Origin of the sequence: Leucobacter weissii (assembly GCF_017565745.1) — a bacterium.
Classification (GTDB): Bacteria; Actinomycetota; Actinomycetes; order Actinomycetales; family Microbacteriaceae; genus Leucobacter; species Leucobacter weissii.
In genome coordinates this window covers 1-13520 of sequence record NZ_JAGDYM010000002.1, presented here as the reverse complement: position 1 = coordinate 13520, position 13520 = coordinate 1, and the positions used below count along the sequence as shown (strand labels likewise).

At 70.2% G+C, this 13520-nt stretch carries 15 protein-coding genes; 12 read left to right on the top strand and 3 right to left on the bottom strand.

All coding sequences use genetic code 11. From position 1 onward, the window contains the following. Positions 1-122: 122 nt before the first annotated feature. Genes J4H92_RS00810 through J4H92_RS00785 form a run of 6 tightly spaced genes read left to right on the top strand, consistent with a single transcriptional unit; the run spans position 123 to position 6483 of the window. The gene (locus J4H92_RS00810; protein ID WP_341782948.1) at positions 123-1763 is read left to right on the top strand and encodes an ABC transporter substrate-binding protein; all 1641 of its coding nucleotides are present in this window, start codon (positions 123-125) and stop codon (positions 1761-1763) included. Between the two features lie 29 nt (positions 1764-1792). Further along, a complete protein-coding gene (locus tag J4H92_RS00805; protein WP_208095133.1) occupies positions 1793-2743 on the top strand; it encodes an ABC transporter permease in 951 nt (316 codons plus the stop codon). Next, positions 2740-3678: an ABC transporter permease gene (locus J4H92_RS00800; protein WP_208095132.1), complete on the top strand. Its 939-nt coding sequence runs from the start codon at positions 2740-2742 to the stop codon at positions 3676-3678. The genes J4H92_RS00805 and J4H92_RS00800 overlap by 4 nt, the downstream gene beginning before the upstream one ends. Next, complete coding sequence (locus J4H92_RS00795) at positions 3678-4526, top strand: ABC transporter ATP-binding protein (RefSeq protein ID WP_208095131.1); 849 nt, start codon at positions 3678-3680, stop codon at positions 4524-4526. The genes J4H92_RS00800 and J4H92_RS00795 overlap by 1 nt, the downstream gene beginning before the upstream one ends. Beyond that, positions 4523-5371, top strand: coding sequence for an ABC transporter ATP-binding protein (locus J4H92_RS00790; RefSeq protein ID WP_208095130.1), 849 nt, complete (start codon positions 4523-4525; stop codon positions 5369-5371). Before J4H92_RS00795 ends, J4H92_RS00790 begins: the two co-directional genes overlap by 4 nt. 47 nt (positions 5372-5418) lie before the next feature. Beyond that, on the top strand, positions 5419-6483 hold the full coding sequence (locus J4H92_RS00785) for a C45 family autoproteolytic acyltransferase/hydrolase (protein ID WP_208095129.1): 1065 nt from the start codon (positions 5419-5421) through the stop codon (positions 6481-6483). A gap of 15 nt (positions 6484-6498) precedes the next feature. Here the strand turns inward: J4H92_RS00785 and J4H92_RS00780 are convergent, their stop codons facing one another. Then, complete coding sequence (locus tag J4H92_RS00780; protein WP_208095128.1) at positions 6499-7533, bottom strand: LLM class flavin-dependent oxidoreductase; 1035 nt, start codon at positions 7531-7533, stop codon at positions 6499-6501. Between the two features lie 57 nt (positions 7534-7590). Continuing rightward, a complete protein-coding gene (locus tag J4H92_RS00775; protein ID WP_208095127.1) occupies positions 7591-7953 on the bottom strand; it encodes a DUF2568 domain-containing protein in 363 nt (120 codons plus the stop codon). 142 nt (positions 7954-8095) lie between these two features. On the opposite strand from J4H92_RS00775, the gene J4H92_RS00770 reads away from it, so the two are divergent. From J4H92_RS00770 to J4H92_RS00760, 3 genes are read left to right on the top strand one after another with little or no spacing between them, the layout of a single operon-like run. Then, positions 8096-8677: a hypothetical protein gene (locus J4H92_RS00770; protein ID WP_208095126.1), complete on the top strand. Its 582-nt coding sequence runs from the start codon at positions 8096-8098 to the stop codon at positions 8675-8677. Continuing rightward, the gene (locus J4H92_RS00765; RefSeq protein ID WP_208095125.1) at positions 8674-10182 is read left to right on the top strand and encodes a flotillin family protein; all 1509 of its coding nucleotides are present in this window, start codon (positions 8674-8676) and stop codon (positions 10180-10182) included. The genes J4H92_RS00770 and J4H92_RS00765 overlap by 4 nt, the downstream gene beginning before the upstream one ends. 37 nt (positions 10183-10219) lie before the next feature. After that, positions 10220-10783, top strand: a complete 564-nt coding sequence (locus J4H92_RS00760) for a PH domain-containing protein (RefSeq protein WP_341782947.1) — start codon at positions 10220-10222, stop codon at positions 10781-10783. Between the two features lie 31 nt (positions 10784-10814). Here the strand turns inward: J4H92_RS00760 and J4H92_RS00755 are convergent, their stop codons facing one another. After that, complete coding sequence (locus J4H92_RS00755) at positions 10815-11402, bottom strand: YqaJ viral recombinase family protein (RefSeq protein ID WP_208095124.1); 588 nt, start codon at positions 11400-11402, stop codon at positions 10815-10817. 59 nt (positions 11403-11461) lie between these two features. Here J4H92_RS00755 and J4H92_RS00750 point away from each other — a divergent pair, with 59 nt between their 5' ends. From J4H92_RS00750 to rplL, 3 genes are all read left to right on the top strand, one after another. Beyond that, positions 11462-12184, top strand: coding sequence for a response regulator transcription factor (locus tag J4H92_RS00750; protein ID WP_208095123.1), 723 nt, complete (start codon positions 11462-11464; stop codon positions 12182-12184). Positions 12185-12453: 269 nt separating this feature from the next. Then, entirely contained in the window at positions 12454-12963 is a 510-nt protein-coding gene (gene rplJ / locus J4H92_RS00745) for a 50S ribosomal protein L10 (protein WP_208095122.1), read from the top strand. An 80-nt stretch (positions 12964-13043) separates the two neighbouring features. Beyond that, positions 13044-13430: a 50S ribosomal protein L7/L12 gene (gene rplL / locus J4H92_RS00740; RefSeq protein WP_208095121.1), complete on the top strand. Its 387-nt coding sequence runs from the start codon at positions 13044-13046 to the stop codon at positions 13428-13430. Positions 13431-13520 lie beyond the last annotated feature (90 nt).

The following is a 13520-nucleotide window of genomic DNA, read 5'->3' as shown; positions in this document are numbered from 1 at the left end:
AGATCACGAATTAGCAAATCGAATTGTGCAAATCGAATTGCATGCCTACGATCGAGCGTGGATCCACTCTTCGGACGACCCGGGGAAAGAGATTCAACGACGAAACTCGAACGGAGTGCAACGTGAGAACCTCAAAGATGAAAGCGACGATCGCCCTGCTCGCCGTCGGCGGCCTCGCCCTGGCGGGCTGCGCCTCGGGAAGCCGGGACACCGACGGCGGCGGCGCCGAGACCGAACTCCTGACCACCACCGAGCCGGCGGTCGGCGACGCCGGGAAGATCGTGTGGAACTCCGCCTACGGAGAACTCGCGAGCCTAGATCCGATCAAGGCCTTCAACTACCCGGAGAACCAGGTCGTCGCGAACCTCTGCGAGACCCTCTACCAGGTGCAGCCCGACCTGTCGGTTCAGCCGCACCTGGCCACCTCCGCGGAGAGCGCCGACGGCAAGACCTGGGTGCTCGGCATCAGGGACGACGTCACCTTCTGGGACGGCTCCCCGATGACCGTCGACGACGTGATCTTCTCGCTGAACCGTCACCTGGATCCCGACGAGGGCAGCTACTGGGCCTCGGCGACGACCGCCAACATCGAGTCGATCGAGCAGACCGCGGACTGGGAGGTCACCGTCGAACTCGCCGAGCCCGACGCCGTGTTCACCGATTCGCTCTCCAACATGGTGGGCGTGGTCGTGCAGGAGGACTATCGCGAGGAGGCCGGGGAGAACTACGGCAACCCGGACGCCGGCGTGATGTGCACCGGCCCCTACCAGGTCGGCGACTGGAAGCAGGGGCAGTCCATCACGCTCGACCGCTACGACGGGTACTGGAACCAGGACCGAGCTGCGAAGACCGCGCAGATCGAGATCGGCTTCGTGGTCGACTCGACGGCGATCTCGAACGGACTTTCGACGGGCGAGATCCAGGGCTCCTACGACGTGCCGCTCGCAGCGCTCGGGCAGCTCTCGAGCAGCGACAGCGGCGCCCTCCACTACGGCGAGGGCCTGCAGATCATGGCGATCATCCCGACCGGCAACGGCGCCTTCGCCGATCCCGCCGTGCGCCGGGCCATCACCCGCGCGACCGACCGCGAGGCGATCGCCGAGACGGTCTACGAGGGCACCGCGTCCGCCTCGCGCTCCGTCGTGCCGGAGGCCGCCTGGAGCCAGAACCCCGAGGTCGCCCAGCTGCGCGACGACTCGCTGCCCGATCTGGGCTACGACGTCGAGGCCGCGAAGCACGAGCTGGACGCGGCCGAGGCCGACCTCTCGGCGCCGATCAAGATCGCCTACCCGAGCGAGCGCGGCTTCTACGCCGACATCCTGAACGAGATGGCCCGCGGAGCGCAGGAGCTCGGGGTGACGCTCGAGCCCGTCGGCGTGCCCAGCGCCCAGTTCGGCGCGTTCTTCTCGGACGCCGCGGCTCGCGAAGGCTACGACGGCTTCGTGACCACCAACTACCTCGGATCCTCCGAGCCGCTGCCGCACCTGCGCAGCCTCTCCGAGACGGACGGCGATCAGAACTACTCCGGGTTCTCCGACCCCGCGATCGATGCGAAGCTGGCCGAGGCCAGGGCCGAGGTCGACCCGACCCGTCGGGCCGAGCTCACGGTCGAGGCCGAGGCGCTGATCATGGAGCAGCAGCCGTGGGTGCCGGTCACCGACCTCTGGGTGCGTCTCTACATGGACGCCTCCATCACCGGCGCGCCCGCCTCGTTCGTGTACCTCTACTATCCCTGGGCCGCCGATCTCGGCACCGCGGAGTAGCGCTTGACGCAGAGAGGGAGGGATCGCACATGACCTACGTACTGAAACGGGTCGGCGCGCTTGCCGTGGTGCTGCTCGTCTCGAGCTTCATCGTCTTCGCCGGCATGTATCTCGCACCGGGGAGCCCCGAGCAGTTCCTGGTGCAGGGACGCACGGTCAGCCCCGAGGTGCTCGCATCGATCCGCGTGCAGTACGGTCTGGACGATCCCTTCCTCCTGCGCTACTGGAACTGGCTCGTCGGCGTCGTGCAGGGCGACTTCGGGCGCTCCCTCGTCACGCAGCAGGACGTGGCCGCCCTGGTCGGATCCCGCATCCCGACGACGTTCTGGCTCGTGGCCTACTCCGCGATCCTGATCGTCGTCCTCGGGATCGGCCTGGGCGTGCTCGCCGCGACCCGCACGGGCGTCTTCGAGAAGGTCGTGGTGCTGGGCTCGAACCTCGGCTTCGCGGTGCCCTCCTTCTTCGCCGCCCTGATCCTCATGTCGGTCTTCGGATCCGGCCTCGGATGGTTCCCGGTCTCGGGGGCGGGCGACGGGTTCGCCGACCGGATCTGGCATCTCACCCTCCCCGCGGTCGCCCTCTCCTTCCCGGCGATCGCGGTCGTCGCCCGCATCACGCGCACCGCCGTACGCGAGGAGCAGGGTTCAGAGCACGTCGAGATGGCCACCGCTCGCGGCGTGCCCGGCCGGCTGGTGCTCTGGCGGCATACGATCCGCAACTCGATGCTGCCCGTGACCACGGCGGTGGGCACCAACATCGCCGGCCTGCTGGCCGCCGCGTTCGTGATCGAGTACGCCTTCACCCTCGACGGCATCGGCTCGCTCCTCGTCGGCTCCGTGCAGCGCAAGGACTTCGCGGTCGTGCAGGCGATCGCGCTCATCATGGTGCTCGCCTTCGGGCTCATCAACCTCATCGTCGATCTCCTCTACGCGGTGATCGACCCCCGTGTCCGTCTGAGCAAGGGAGCGCAGGCCCGATGACCCAGCAGACCCCGGACCGCGGCCTTCCGGCCGAGGGAACCGCCGCCCAGGACACCGTGGCCGTGCAGCTGCGCCGGTCCCGCCGGAGCTTCGCGCCGATCGGGGGATGGGCGGGCCTCCGTCGCAGGCTCGGCGCGCTCGGCATCGCCAGCGCCGTCGTCATCGCCGTCGTGCTGCTCGCCGCGCTCCTCGCCCCCTGGATCGCGCCCTACGACCCCTACGAGGGAAGCGTGACCGCGCGCCACGAGGCCTGGAGCCTCGCCCACCTGATGGGCACCGACCAGTCCGGGCGCGACATCCTCTCGCGCATCATCTGGGGGGCCCGCACCAGTCTCATCGGACCCCTCATCGTCATCCTGTGCACCGCGGTCATGGGCACGGCGCTGGCCCTCACCGCGGTATGGTTCGGCGGCAGGGTCGATGCGTTCATCGGCCGCGTGCTCGACATCCTCTTCGCCTTCCCGAACATGCTGCTCGCCATCCTCGCCGTCGCCATCTTCGGGCCGTCGATCGTGACCGCCTCCATCGCCCTCGCGATCGGCTACACCCCCTACACGGCGCGGGTGATCCGCTCCGTCGCGCTGCGCGAGCGCAACCTGCCCTACGTCGCCTCGGCCCAGCTGCAGGGCATTCCCGGATTCCTGATCACGGTGCGGCACATCCTGCCGAACGTGCGGACCCAGATCCTGACGGGCATGACGATCAACTTCGGCTACGCGATGATCGAGCTCGCCGCGCTCTCGTTCCTGGGACTCGGCGTGCAGCCGCCGACGCCCGACTGGGGGCTGATGGTCTCGAACGGCCAGCCCTCGCTCCAGCAGGGGTACTGGGAGCAGAGCATCTTCGCCGGCCTCGCGATCGTGATCACCGTCGCGGCCTTCGGCTACCTCGGCGAGCAGCTCGGCGGCCGTCGCGCGGCAGGGAGGACCCGCTGATGCTGAACGTCCGAGACCTGGCGCTCGCCGTCACCGACCCGGTGACGGGCGACGAGACCGCGATCCTGCACGGGAACTCTTTCGAACTGGCCCAGGGGGAGGCGTTGGGGCTCGTCGGCGAGTCCGGCTCGGGCAAGTCGATGACGCTGCGCTGCATCCTGGGCATCGAACCGGAAGGCGCCCGCGTGTCGGGCGACATCGCCCTCGACGGCGTGGACCTGCGCGGCATCAGCGGCGAACGGCTGCGGAGGTTGCGCGCCGACGACCTCGCGCTGATCGCGCAGAACCCCCACGGCGCGCTCAACCCGGTGCTCCCAGTCGGCCGCTTCCTCATCGAGGGCATGAGCGACGCCCGCAGCCTCGGCAGGGAAGCGGCGGCAACGCGGGCCGCAGAGCTCTTGAGCGACGTCGGCATCGCGGACACCGAGCGCGTGCTCCGCTCCTACCCGCACCAGCTCTCCGGGGGCATGCTGCAGCGGGTCATCATCGCGGGCGCGATCTCGGGCCAGCCGAAACTGCTGCTGGCCGACGAGCCGACCACGGCACTCGACGTCACGACCCAGGCCGAGGTGGTGGCGATCCTCGACGAGAAGCGGCGGGAGTTCGGCCTCTCGATGCTCTTCGTCACCCACGATCTCGATCTCGCCGCTGCCGTCTGCGACCGTCTCGCCGTGATGAAGGACGGCAGGATCGTGGAGATCGGCACCCCTGAGCACCTCCGCGATCACCCGGAGAGCGACTACACGCGATCGCTGATGGACGCCCGTCCCCAGCTCTACCCGGCCGGTCATCACGCACCGGATCCCGGGCCGCCGCACATCGCCGACGCAGAGGGGACCGGCTCATGAACGCGCAGGACTCAGCAGGTCCATCCCCGATCATCCGGGTCGAGGGTCTGAGCCGCACCTTCCACCTCGGCCGCCACACGAGCGTGACGGCGCTCGACGACGTCTCGTGCGAGCTGCGCAGCGGAACGTGCCTGGCCGTCGTCGGCGAGTCGGGCTCGGGCAAGTCCACGCTCGCACGCGTCGTGGTGGGACTCGAGCACGCCGACTCCGGAACGGTGAGCATCGCGGGCACCCCGGTCCAGCCGACCACGTCGCGGCGACGCCTGCGCGAGCGCGCGCGACAGGTGCAGATGGTCTTCCAGGACCCTCAGGGCTCCCTCAACCGATCGCTCCCCGTCGGCGCGACCATCGACGAGATGCTCCGCGCCCACCGGCCCGATCTCGATCGCTCCGCCAGGCGCGCTCAGGTGCTGGACCTCTTCGACGAGGTCGGCCTCACCGAGCGGCACGCGGATGCGAAGCCCTCGGCGCTCTCGGGAGGGCAGAAGCAGCGGGTCGCCATCGCCCGAGCCCTCGCCGCCGAGCCGGAGATCATCGTGCTCGACGAGGCGGTCTCGGCTCTCGACGTCTCGGTCCAGGCCCAGGTGCTCGCGCTGCTCAAACGTCTCCGGGCGGAGCACGGCCTCAGCTACCTGTTCATCACGCACGACCTCTCGGTCGTGCGCGACATCGCGGACGACGTCGTGGTGATGCGGCAGGGGCGGGTCATCGAGCACGGCACGGTCGACGAGGTACTGGATCGCCCCCGGGACTCATACACCCGACTGCTGATCGCGTCGGCGCCCCGGCCCGGCTGGAAGCCTCGGCGAGGCCTGCGCGACCAGCTGCTCGGACGCGACGCCTGACCCGTGACCAATCAGCGAGTGCCCGCCCCGGGCGAAGAAGGAACCCCATGACCGCAGCCGACCAACGCCGCCACCTGCACCTCGCCGCACCCTCCAGGGCCGAACTCGGCCGGGTGCGCGGCGCGGCGCTCGCCTCGAGCCTGCCGCGCGCCGTCGAGCAGTACACGCGGCTCTTCCGAGCCGTGGGCGTGAACGAGGCTCAGCAGCGACAGGGCGCCGAGCTGACGCTCGAGGGGCTCGGGAGGTGGCGCCCCGAACTGATCGAGGAGCTCGAGGGGATCGCGGCGGGCTCGGGCGCCGAGCTGCTCGACGTCGCCGCGCTCAACGCGCGCACCGAGATCCTCGCGATGAGCGGCCTGGGCGTGCGCGAGTGCTCGACGGTCTCGGTGCCGATCGACGGTCGCCGCGTGGCGATCCAGACCTGGGACTGGCACGTCGAGCTGGCCGAGTTCTGGCACACCCAGGAGGTGGCGGGGCCCGGCCACCGCTATGCGGGGCTGACCGAGCAGGGGATCCTCAGCAAGATCGGCCTCAACGAGGAAGGGCTCGCGCTGCACTTCAACATCCTCGGTCATCGGCGCGACGGCGCCGGCGGCGTGCCGATGCACATGCTCTCCGCACTCGTGCTCTCGGAGTGCGCCTCCGTGGATGAGGCGCTGGCCCTGATCCGCGAGGCGCCGGTCACGTCGTCGTCGGCCTTCACCCTGATCGACGCGGATCGGGCCGTCTCGGTCGAGATCACTCCGGTCGGGGTGTTCGCGATCCCCGAATCGCGCGGCTCGGTGCAGCGGACGAATCACTTCCTGGATCCGACGCCTCTCGCCGAGCAGCGCACCGAGGTGTACGAGCCCGACTCGTCCGAGCGTCTCGACCTGATCCGGCAGCGCTTGGATGAGCGGCGCCCGCGCGACGAGGGGGAACTGGTGGAGCTGCTCCTCAGCGGCGACGGCGAGCCCCCGCTGTGCTGCAGACCCGACATGACGAAACCGCTCGGGGACCGGTGGGGCACGCTCGCCACGGTGATCACCGACCCCGAACGGCGCACGATCCGCCTGCTCGACGGCATGCCGAGCGACGCCGCCACCGGCGAGTGGCGAGAACTGCGGCTGTGAGCGGCCGCCGAGGAGTCAGCCGGCCAGCAGTTCCCGCACCCGCGGGATCACCGTCGTGCCGTAGAGCTCGATGCTCCTCATGAGCTGCGCGTGCGGCATCGTGCCGTTGGCGTACTTGAGATCGAATCGGTCAACGCCGAGCACGCGCACGGCGGCGGCGATCCGCCGGGCGACGGTCTCCGGCGACCCGACATAGAGCGAGCCCTCGTCCGCCTCGCGCTCGAACTCGGCGCGGCTCGCCTCAGGCCAGCCGCGCTCGCGGCCGATCCGGCGGCGGCCCTCGGCGAAGTGCGGCCAGAGCTCCTCGCGGGCCTGCTCGTCGCTCTCCGCGACGTGCCCCGGCGAGTGCATCCCCAGCGGCATCGGCACGACGCCCAGCTCTGCCTGCGTGCTGCGGTACAGCTCGACGAACGGCCGGAACCTCGCGGGATCCCCTCCGATGATCGCGAGCATCATGGGGATGCCGACCTGCACGGCGCGCAGCACCGAGTGCGGGCTGCCGCCCACGCCGATCCAGGCTCGCACGCCGTCCGGCTGCTCCGTCTTCGGGTAGATCTCCTGATCGACCAGCGCAGAGCGATGCCGCCCCGACCAGGTGACCGGTCCTTCGGAGCGGAGCTTCGCGAAGAGGTCGAGCTTCTCGCTGAAGAGCTCGTCGTAGTCGGAGAGGTCGTAGCCGAAGAGCGGGAAGGACTCGGTGAACGATCCGCGGCCCAGGATCACCTCGGCCCGGCCCGAGCTGATCGCGTCGAGGGTGGCGAAGCGCTCGTACACGCGCACGGGGTCGTCGCTCGAGAGCACCGTGACGCCGGTGCCGAGCAGGATGCGCTCGGTGCGCGAGGCGATGGCGGCGAGGACGATCTCCGGACTGCTGATCGCGAAGTCGTCGCGATGGTGCTCGCCGAGGGTGATCGCGTCGACGCCGAGGCGATCGGCGAGGGCCGCCTGCTCGACGACGTCTCGCAGCACCTGCGCCGGATGCACCCGGACCCCTCGTTCGTCGAGGGTCACGTCTCCGAAGGAGTCGAGCCCGAGGATCACATCAGTCATGTGGGTCTCAACCGGACGCGGGCGGGGAGTATTCCGGGGCCGCTCCCCCGGCGGGGCTCAGCGCTCCGATCCGGCGACGTACCCGAGCGCCGCGGCGACCGCGCCGAAGGCCGTCGCGATCGGCCAGGGCAGGCCGAGGCCGAGCATCGCGCCGACGGCGCCCGCGACGAGCAGCAGCTCGATGAGCGCCCGTCCGAAGCGGTCGGTGCGCAGCACCGGCCGCGGCGAGAGGAACAGCGCCCACAGCAACACGGTCGCGAGGAGGAATCCCAGTCCGGCGAGGATGCCGGGGAACGGCAGCGGCCACTCGAGGAAGGCCCACACCGCGATCACGCCCACCGCGATGAGGTGGCAGAGCGCCCGCAGCAGCTGCAGGACTGCGGCGGCGCGCGCGGGCGCGGCAGGGCTCGTCTCGGTCACCGCAGCAGTCTACCGCGCGCCCGTGCCGAGATCATGGTCTCCGCCCGTCACGCGCCCGGAGGCAGCGGACACCCCGATCCCGGCGCCGACCATCGGCGACGGGTAGACTGATGGGAGGACGAGCATGTGAGGAGGCTCCGCGGTGGACATCGGCTCCTGGCTCGAGCGACTCCTCGACGGCTCACTCTTCAGCGGCGGCATCTTCCTGGTCATCGGCATCGTCGGCGCGCTGCTGCTCCTGCTCTCGTTCGTGCTCGACGGCATCTTCGACGTGTTCGACTTCGGCGACGGTCCGCTCAGCCTCACCACGATCGCCGCCTTCACCGCGATCTTCGGCTTCGCGGCCTTCGCCGCGGTCGGAGCCGGCGCCTCGACCGGCACCGCGGCCGTCATCGGCGCGGGCGCGGGCCTCGCCGGCGGCGCAGCCGCCTGGTGGCTCAGCCGCCTGATCCGCAGCGCGGAATCCACGACCGCGGTCACCTCGGACCAACTCGTCGGCGCGGAGGCCAATGTCGTGCTCGGCATACCGGCAGGCGGGCTCGGCGAGGTCGCGCTGACCCGCCACGGCGAGCGCGTCTCGCTGGCGGCCACCGCCGACACGGCCCTCCCCCGAGGCGCGCGGGTGCGGATCACCCAGACCCTCACCGCGACCTCCGTGCAGGTCGCCCCGCTCGAGAACTCGACCCATCCGCACGCCCAGCCCGACCCCACGGAGACGACATGATCCTCTTCAGCCCGGCAATCATCGGCATCTTCGGCGCGGTCATCGCGCTGGTGCTGATCGCACTCATCATCATCAAGCGCTATCGGATCGCCAAACCCGACGAGGCCATCATCGTCACCGGCGGCAAGGGCAAGAAGGTCCGCGACGCGCAGGGTCACGAGACCCGCGATCTCTCCGGGCAGAAGGTGGTCACGGGCGGCGGCGTCTTCGTCCTGCCCTTCGTGCAGAAGTCGTTCAGCATCTCGCTGCGCTCCCGCCGCCTCTCGATCACCACGGAGGCGCAGACCACCGACGGCATCACGATGCAGGCGCAGGCCGTCGCCGTGGTCAAGGTCGGCGGCACGCAGGAGATGATCCGCGCCGCGGCCCAGCGCTTCCTCTCGAACTCGGACGAGATCGACGAGTCGACCCAGGAGGTGCTGTCGGGCTCCCTGCGCTCGATCATCGGCGGTCTGACCGTGATGCAGATCATCCGCGACCGCGCGGTCGTGGCGCAGAGCGTGCTCGAGGCCGCGGAGGAGGCGCTGACCAAGCAGGGTCTGGTCGTCGACACCCTGCAGATCCAGGAGATCCGCGACGGCGCCGACTACATCGCGAACATCGGCCGGCCCGAGGCCGCGAAGGTGCGCCAGGCCGCGGACATCGCCGAGACCAACGCCTACCAGGCGTCGCAGGAGGCGAAGATCTCCGCGGAGAAGGTGCTGCTCGACCGCAACCGCGAGTTGAAGCTGCGCCAGGCCGAGATCCAGGCCGAGACCGACAAGGCCAGCGCCCAGGCCGCGGCGGCGGATCCGCTGGAGCAGGCGATCCAGAAGCAGGCCATCGTGCAGCAGCAGGAGATCACCGCGCAGCGCGAGGTCGCGCTGAAGAAGGAGCAGCTGAACGCCGAGGTGCGCGCCGTCGCGGAGGCGGAGGCGTACCGCGTGCAGGAGATCGCGAAGGGTGAGGCGGCCGCCGCGGTCGCCGCGGCCGAGGCCGAGGCGCGGGCGCTCGAGGCCAAGGGCATCGCCGAGGCCCGCGCCACCGAGGCGAAGGGCCTCGCCGAGGCGCAGGCGATCGACGCGAGGGCGCGGGCGCTCGAGGCTCAGGCCGAGGCGGTGCTCGCCCAGGAGCTGATCCATCTGCTGCCGGACATCGCGCGCGAGTATGCGCAGGCCATCGGGGCCATCGAGACGATGACGGTGGTGTCGACCGACGGTACCTCCAAGGTGGCCGGCGAGGCCATGGGCAATCTGAAGGGCCTGCTCGACATGGCCCGGGACACGGTCGGCATCGACCTGGCGGGCATGCTCAACGGCGCCGTCACCGGAGGCGCCGCGGGTGCGGCAGCCGGACGGGCCTCGGTCCGCGCCGAGCATGATGAGGAGCGTCCGGGATCCCCCTCGCTCTACGACGAGGTCGCCGGCCGGCTGGGGCCGAACCGCTCGGATCGGGCGTCGGAGCAGGCCCCCTCCTCCGACACGGCTCCGGACGGGGACCCCGCGGCGCCCGGGCCGGCGGCCTGATCGTCGGCTCGCATAGCGACCCGGCGATGATGACACCGTGACGCTCCAGCCCGATCCCGCCATCCAGGTCGAGGCGCCGGTGATGCGCGTGCGCCGTCACGGGCGGGTGCTCGTGCTCCCCGTGCTGGTGCTGATCGCGCTGGCGGGCGCGAGCGGATACTTCGTCGGCGCGCTGCCGGAATCCTGGATGAACTGGACCGCGGGAGCCGGAGCCGCGGTCCTCGCCGTCCTTCTGGGGATCGCCCCGATGCTGGGCTGGCTCGCGACGCGCGCCTCGGTCACGACCAGACGGGTCATCCTGCGCCGGGGGTTCTTCGTGCATCGCCGCAGCGAGGTGCCGCTCGCCCGCATCCGCGAGGTGCGCAGCTCACGCGGCCCGGTGCAGCGCCTGTTCGGCTCCGGAGACGTCGAACTGGTGGTCGGCGCCGAATCGCCCCTGGTGCTGCGCGACGTCCCGCGGCCCGAACTCGTGGTCGATGCGCTGCACGAGCTCATCGAGCAGAACTACTCCAGTTCGCTGGCGGCGCAGCCCCCGCTCGCGCCGTTCGGCGTCGGTCCGCGACCGGGGGGCGGCTCCCCGACCACGCTGCTGCCCCGCTAGGGCACGTCGCTCGCGGCCGGGCTCGCCCGTGTCAGGCGCTCCGCGCGATGAGCGTGTCTATGAGCTTTCCGGCGAGCGCCACCAGCTTCGCGATCTCGTTCTCGTCACGATCCACCCAGCGGCACTCGGGGTCGCCGACGGGGACGAAATCCTCGTGCCGCTCCCAGACCACCAGGGTGCGCTCCGCGCCGAGCACGTACTGCTGCCACCAGACCTGGCGAAGGTAGTGGCGAGGGATCGTGCGCCACTCCTTGTTCGTGGTCTTGATCTCGGCCAGCTCGATCGATCCGTCCGCGCGCTCGGCGAGTCCGTCCGGAGTGGCGAGGTGGCGGATGTCGTGCTCGGCGTGGAACAGCGCCCGGCTGGGGTCGATGCGATGCTCGCGCAGCACCCACGCCGCGATCTCCGGCTCCCGCGCCTTGCCGTGCTCGGTGTAGGCGTTCCCTCCGAAGCCGGTGCCGTGCAGCTTCTGCCAGGCCGCGGTGTCGATCGAGCGGGGGCTCGTGAGCTTCGCCACGTCGGTGGCGGTGATCCCCCGGGACCTGGCGCGCAGCCAGGCGACACGGTCGGAGCCGTCGACCACCACCCGTGTCCGATATCCCCGCCCGGTCGCATCCATCCTGAGCATTCTCCCACGATCCCAGGCGTTCCATAGCTGCCAGGGACATAATCCTAACTATGGCCACCGATATCGAACAGAGACACGATACCGCCAAGGCACGGGCGCTGATCGTGGACGACGAGGACTCGATCCTGCAGCTCGTCGCCATGGCACTGCGCTACGACGGATGGGAGGTCGCGACCGCGGCCACGGGCGCCGAGGGCGTGGAGAAGGTGCGGAGCTTCGATCCCGACGTCGCGGTGCTCGACATCATGCTGCCCGACTTCGACGGGCTCCAGGTGCTCTCCCGCCTGCGCAGCGAGGGGTACCTGCTGCCCGTGCTCTTCCTCACCGCCCTCGACTCCGTCGACGACCGGGTCAACGGGCTGACCGCGGGCGGCGACGACTACGTCGCGAAGCCGTTCAGCCTCGAGGAGCTGATCGCGCGGATGCGGGCGCTGCTGCGCCGGTCGCAGCTGCTGCGCGACCAGCATCCCGACCCGGTGCTGCGCCTCGGCGACCTGGTGCTGAACGAGGACAGCTACGAGGTCGAGCGCGACGGGCAGCCGATCGAGCTGACGACCACCGAGTTCGAACTGCTCCGCTATCTCATGCGGAATCCCCGCCGCGTGCTGTCGAAGGCGCAGATCCTGGATCGCGTGTGGAGCTACGATTTCACCGGCAAGCCCAGCGTGGTCGAGCTCTACATCTCCTATCTGCGGAAGAAGATCGACAGCGGTCGCCCCGCGATGATCCACACGGTGCGCGGCGCCGGCTACATGATCAAGGTCGCGGAGTAGGCGGACGCGGGTTTGCCAGGCGCCGGGGCTTGGGGTAGGCTGACGGACGGCCCAAGACCGCCGGCAGGGTTCGCCAGAATCCCGTAACGTCCGCCCCTCCGACGAGGAGGAGCGGAGGCCAGCGCAGGTACGAATCGAAGGACAGAGGATCCGATCCTCTGATCGAGCTCCGTGCGTGCGCGCCGGAGCTTTCTTGTTTTCCAGGAGAGCCGGCGGCCGGGCCCCGGGCGACACCCGTCGCGCGGGAGCAACGATCCAAGAGGAGCGCCATGGCTACGAAGGAAGCTACGGTCGCCGACCTTCAGAAGCATTTCGAAGAGTCGACCGCCGTCCTGCTGACCGAGTACCGCGGTCTGACGGTCGCCGAGCTGCGCGAGTTGCGCAACGGCATCCGTGAGCACGCGAGCTACACCGTGGCGAAGAACACCCTGACCAAGATCGCCGCCAACAATGCCGGTATCACCGCATTCGATGACGAGCTCGCCGGCCCCTCGGCGCTCGCCTTCGTGCACGGTGATCCGGTGGCGGTCGCCAAGAGTCTGCGTGACTTCGCAAAGGCAAACCCTCTGCTGGTGGTGAAGGCCGGCTTCTTCGACGGGAAGCCGCTCACCGCCGCCGAGGTTGGCAAACTCGCCGATCTTGAGAGCCGCGAGGTGCTGCTGGCCAAGGCCGCCGGCGCCATGAAGGCCTCTCTGTTCGGCGCCGCACAGCTGTTCAACGCACTGCCCGCCAAGGCCGCCCGCGGCTTCGGCGCGCTGCAGGAGAAGCAGAGCGCATAACCAGAACCACCCGGTTCATCAGCTAGACCCGCCGTCGGCTCCGCACCCCGCGGCACCGGCACACACCAAGGAGAAACATCATGGCAAAGCTTTCGACCGAAGAGCTGCTGGAGCAGTTCAAGGAGCTCACCCTCATCGAGCTCTCGGAGTTCGTGAAGGCGTTCGAGGAGACCTTCGAGGTCTCGGCCGCCGCGCCCGTCGCGGTCGCCGCAGCCCCGGCCGCCGGTGGCGGCGACGCCGCCCCCGCCGAGGAGAAGGACGAGTTCGACGTCGTCCTCGACTCGGTCGGCGACAAGAAGATCCAGGTCATCAAGGTCGTGCGCGAGCTGACCGGCCTGGGCCTGGGCGACGCGAAGGCGCTCGTCGAGGAGGCCCCCAAGACGGTCCTCGAGGCCGCCAAGAAGGAGGCCGCCGAAGAGGCGAAGGCCAAGCTCGAGGAGGCGGGCGCGGGCGTCAAGCTCGCCTGATCCGCTGCGACGCGATTCGGGGCGGGGGGGCCCGAGGGGCCCCCCCCCCCCCCGGGGCCCCGGGGGCACCAACCGGGGGGGCCCCCCCCC

What these genes read in the sequence shown, in the direction of transcription:
- J4H92_RS00750 (WP_208095123.1), top strand. Translation starts at nt 11,462, where the DNA reads ATGGCCACCGATATCGAACAGAGACACGATACCGCCAAGGCACGGGCG.
- J4H92_RS00765 (WP_208095125.1), top strand. Translation starts at nt 8,674, where the DNA reads ATGATCCTCTTCAGCCCGGCAATCATCGGCATCTTCGGCGCGGTCATC.
- J4H92_RS00805 (WP_208095133.1), top strand. Translation starts at nt 1,793, where the DNA reads ATGACCTACGTACTGAAACGGGTCGGCGCGCTTGCCGTGGTGCTGCTC.
- J4H92_RS00755 (WP_208095124.1), bottom strand. Translation starts at nt 11,402, where the DNA reads ATGGATGCGACCGGGCGGGGATATCGGACACGGGTGGTGGTCGACGGC.
- J4H92_RS00800 (WP_208095132.1), top strand. Translation starts at nt 2,740, where the DNA reads ATGACCCAGCAGACCCCGGACCGCGGCCTTCCGGCCGAGGGAACCGCC.
- J4H92_RS00790 (WP_208095130.1), top strand. Translation starts at nt 4,523, where the DNA reads ATGAACGCGCAGGACTCAGCAGGTCCATCCCCGATCATCCGGGTCGAG.
- J4H92_RS00780 (WP_208095128.1), bottom strand. Translation starts at nt 7,533, where the DNA reads ATGACTGATGTGATCCTCGGGCTCGACTCCTTCGGAGACGTGACCCTC.
- rplL (WP_208095121.1), top strand. Translation starts at nt 13,044, where the DNA reads ATGGCAAAGCTTTCGACCGAAGAGCTGCTGGAGCAGTTCAAGGAGCTC.
- rplJ (WP_208095122.1), top strand. Translation starts at nt 12,454, where the DNA reads ATGGCTACGAAGGAAGCTACGGTCGCCGACCTTCAGAAGCATTTCGAA.
- J4H92_RS00795 (WP_208095131.1), top strand. Translation starts at nt 3,678, where the DNA reads ATGCTGAACGTCCGAGACCTGGCGCTCGCCGTCACCGACCCGGTGACG.
- J4H92_RS00785 (WP_208095129.1), top strand. Translation starts at nt 5,419, where the DNA reads ATGACCGCAGCCGACCAACGCCGCCACCTGCACCTCGCCGCACCCTCC.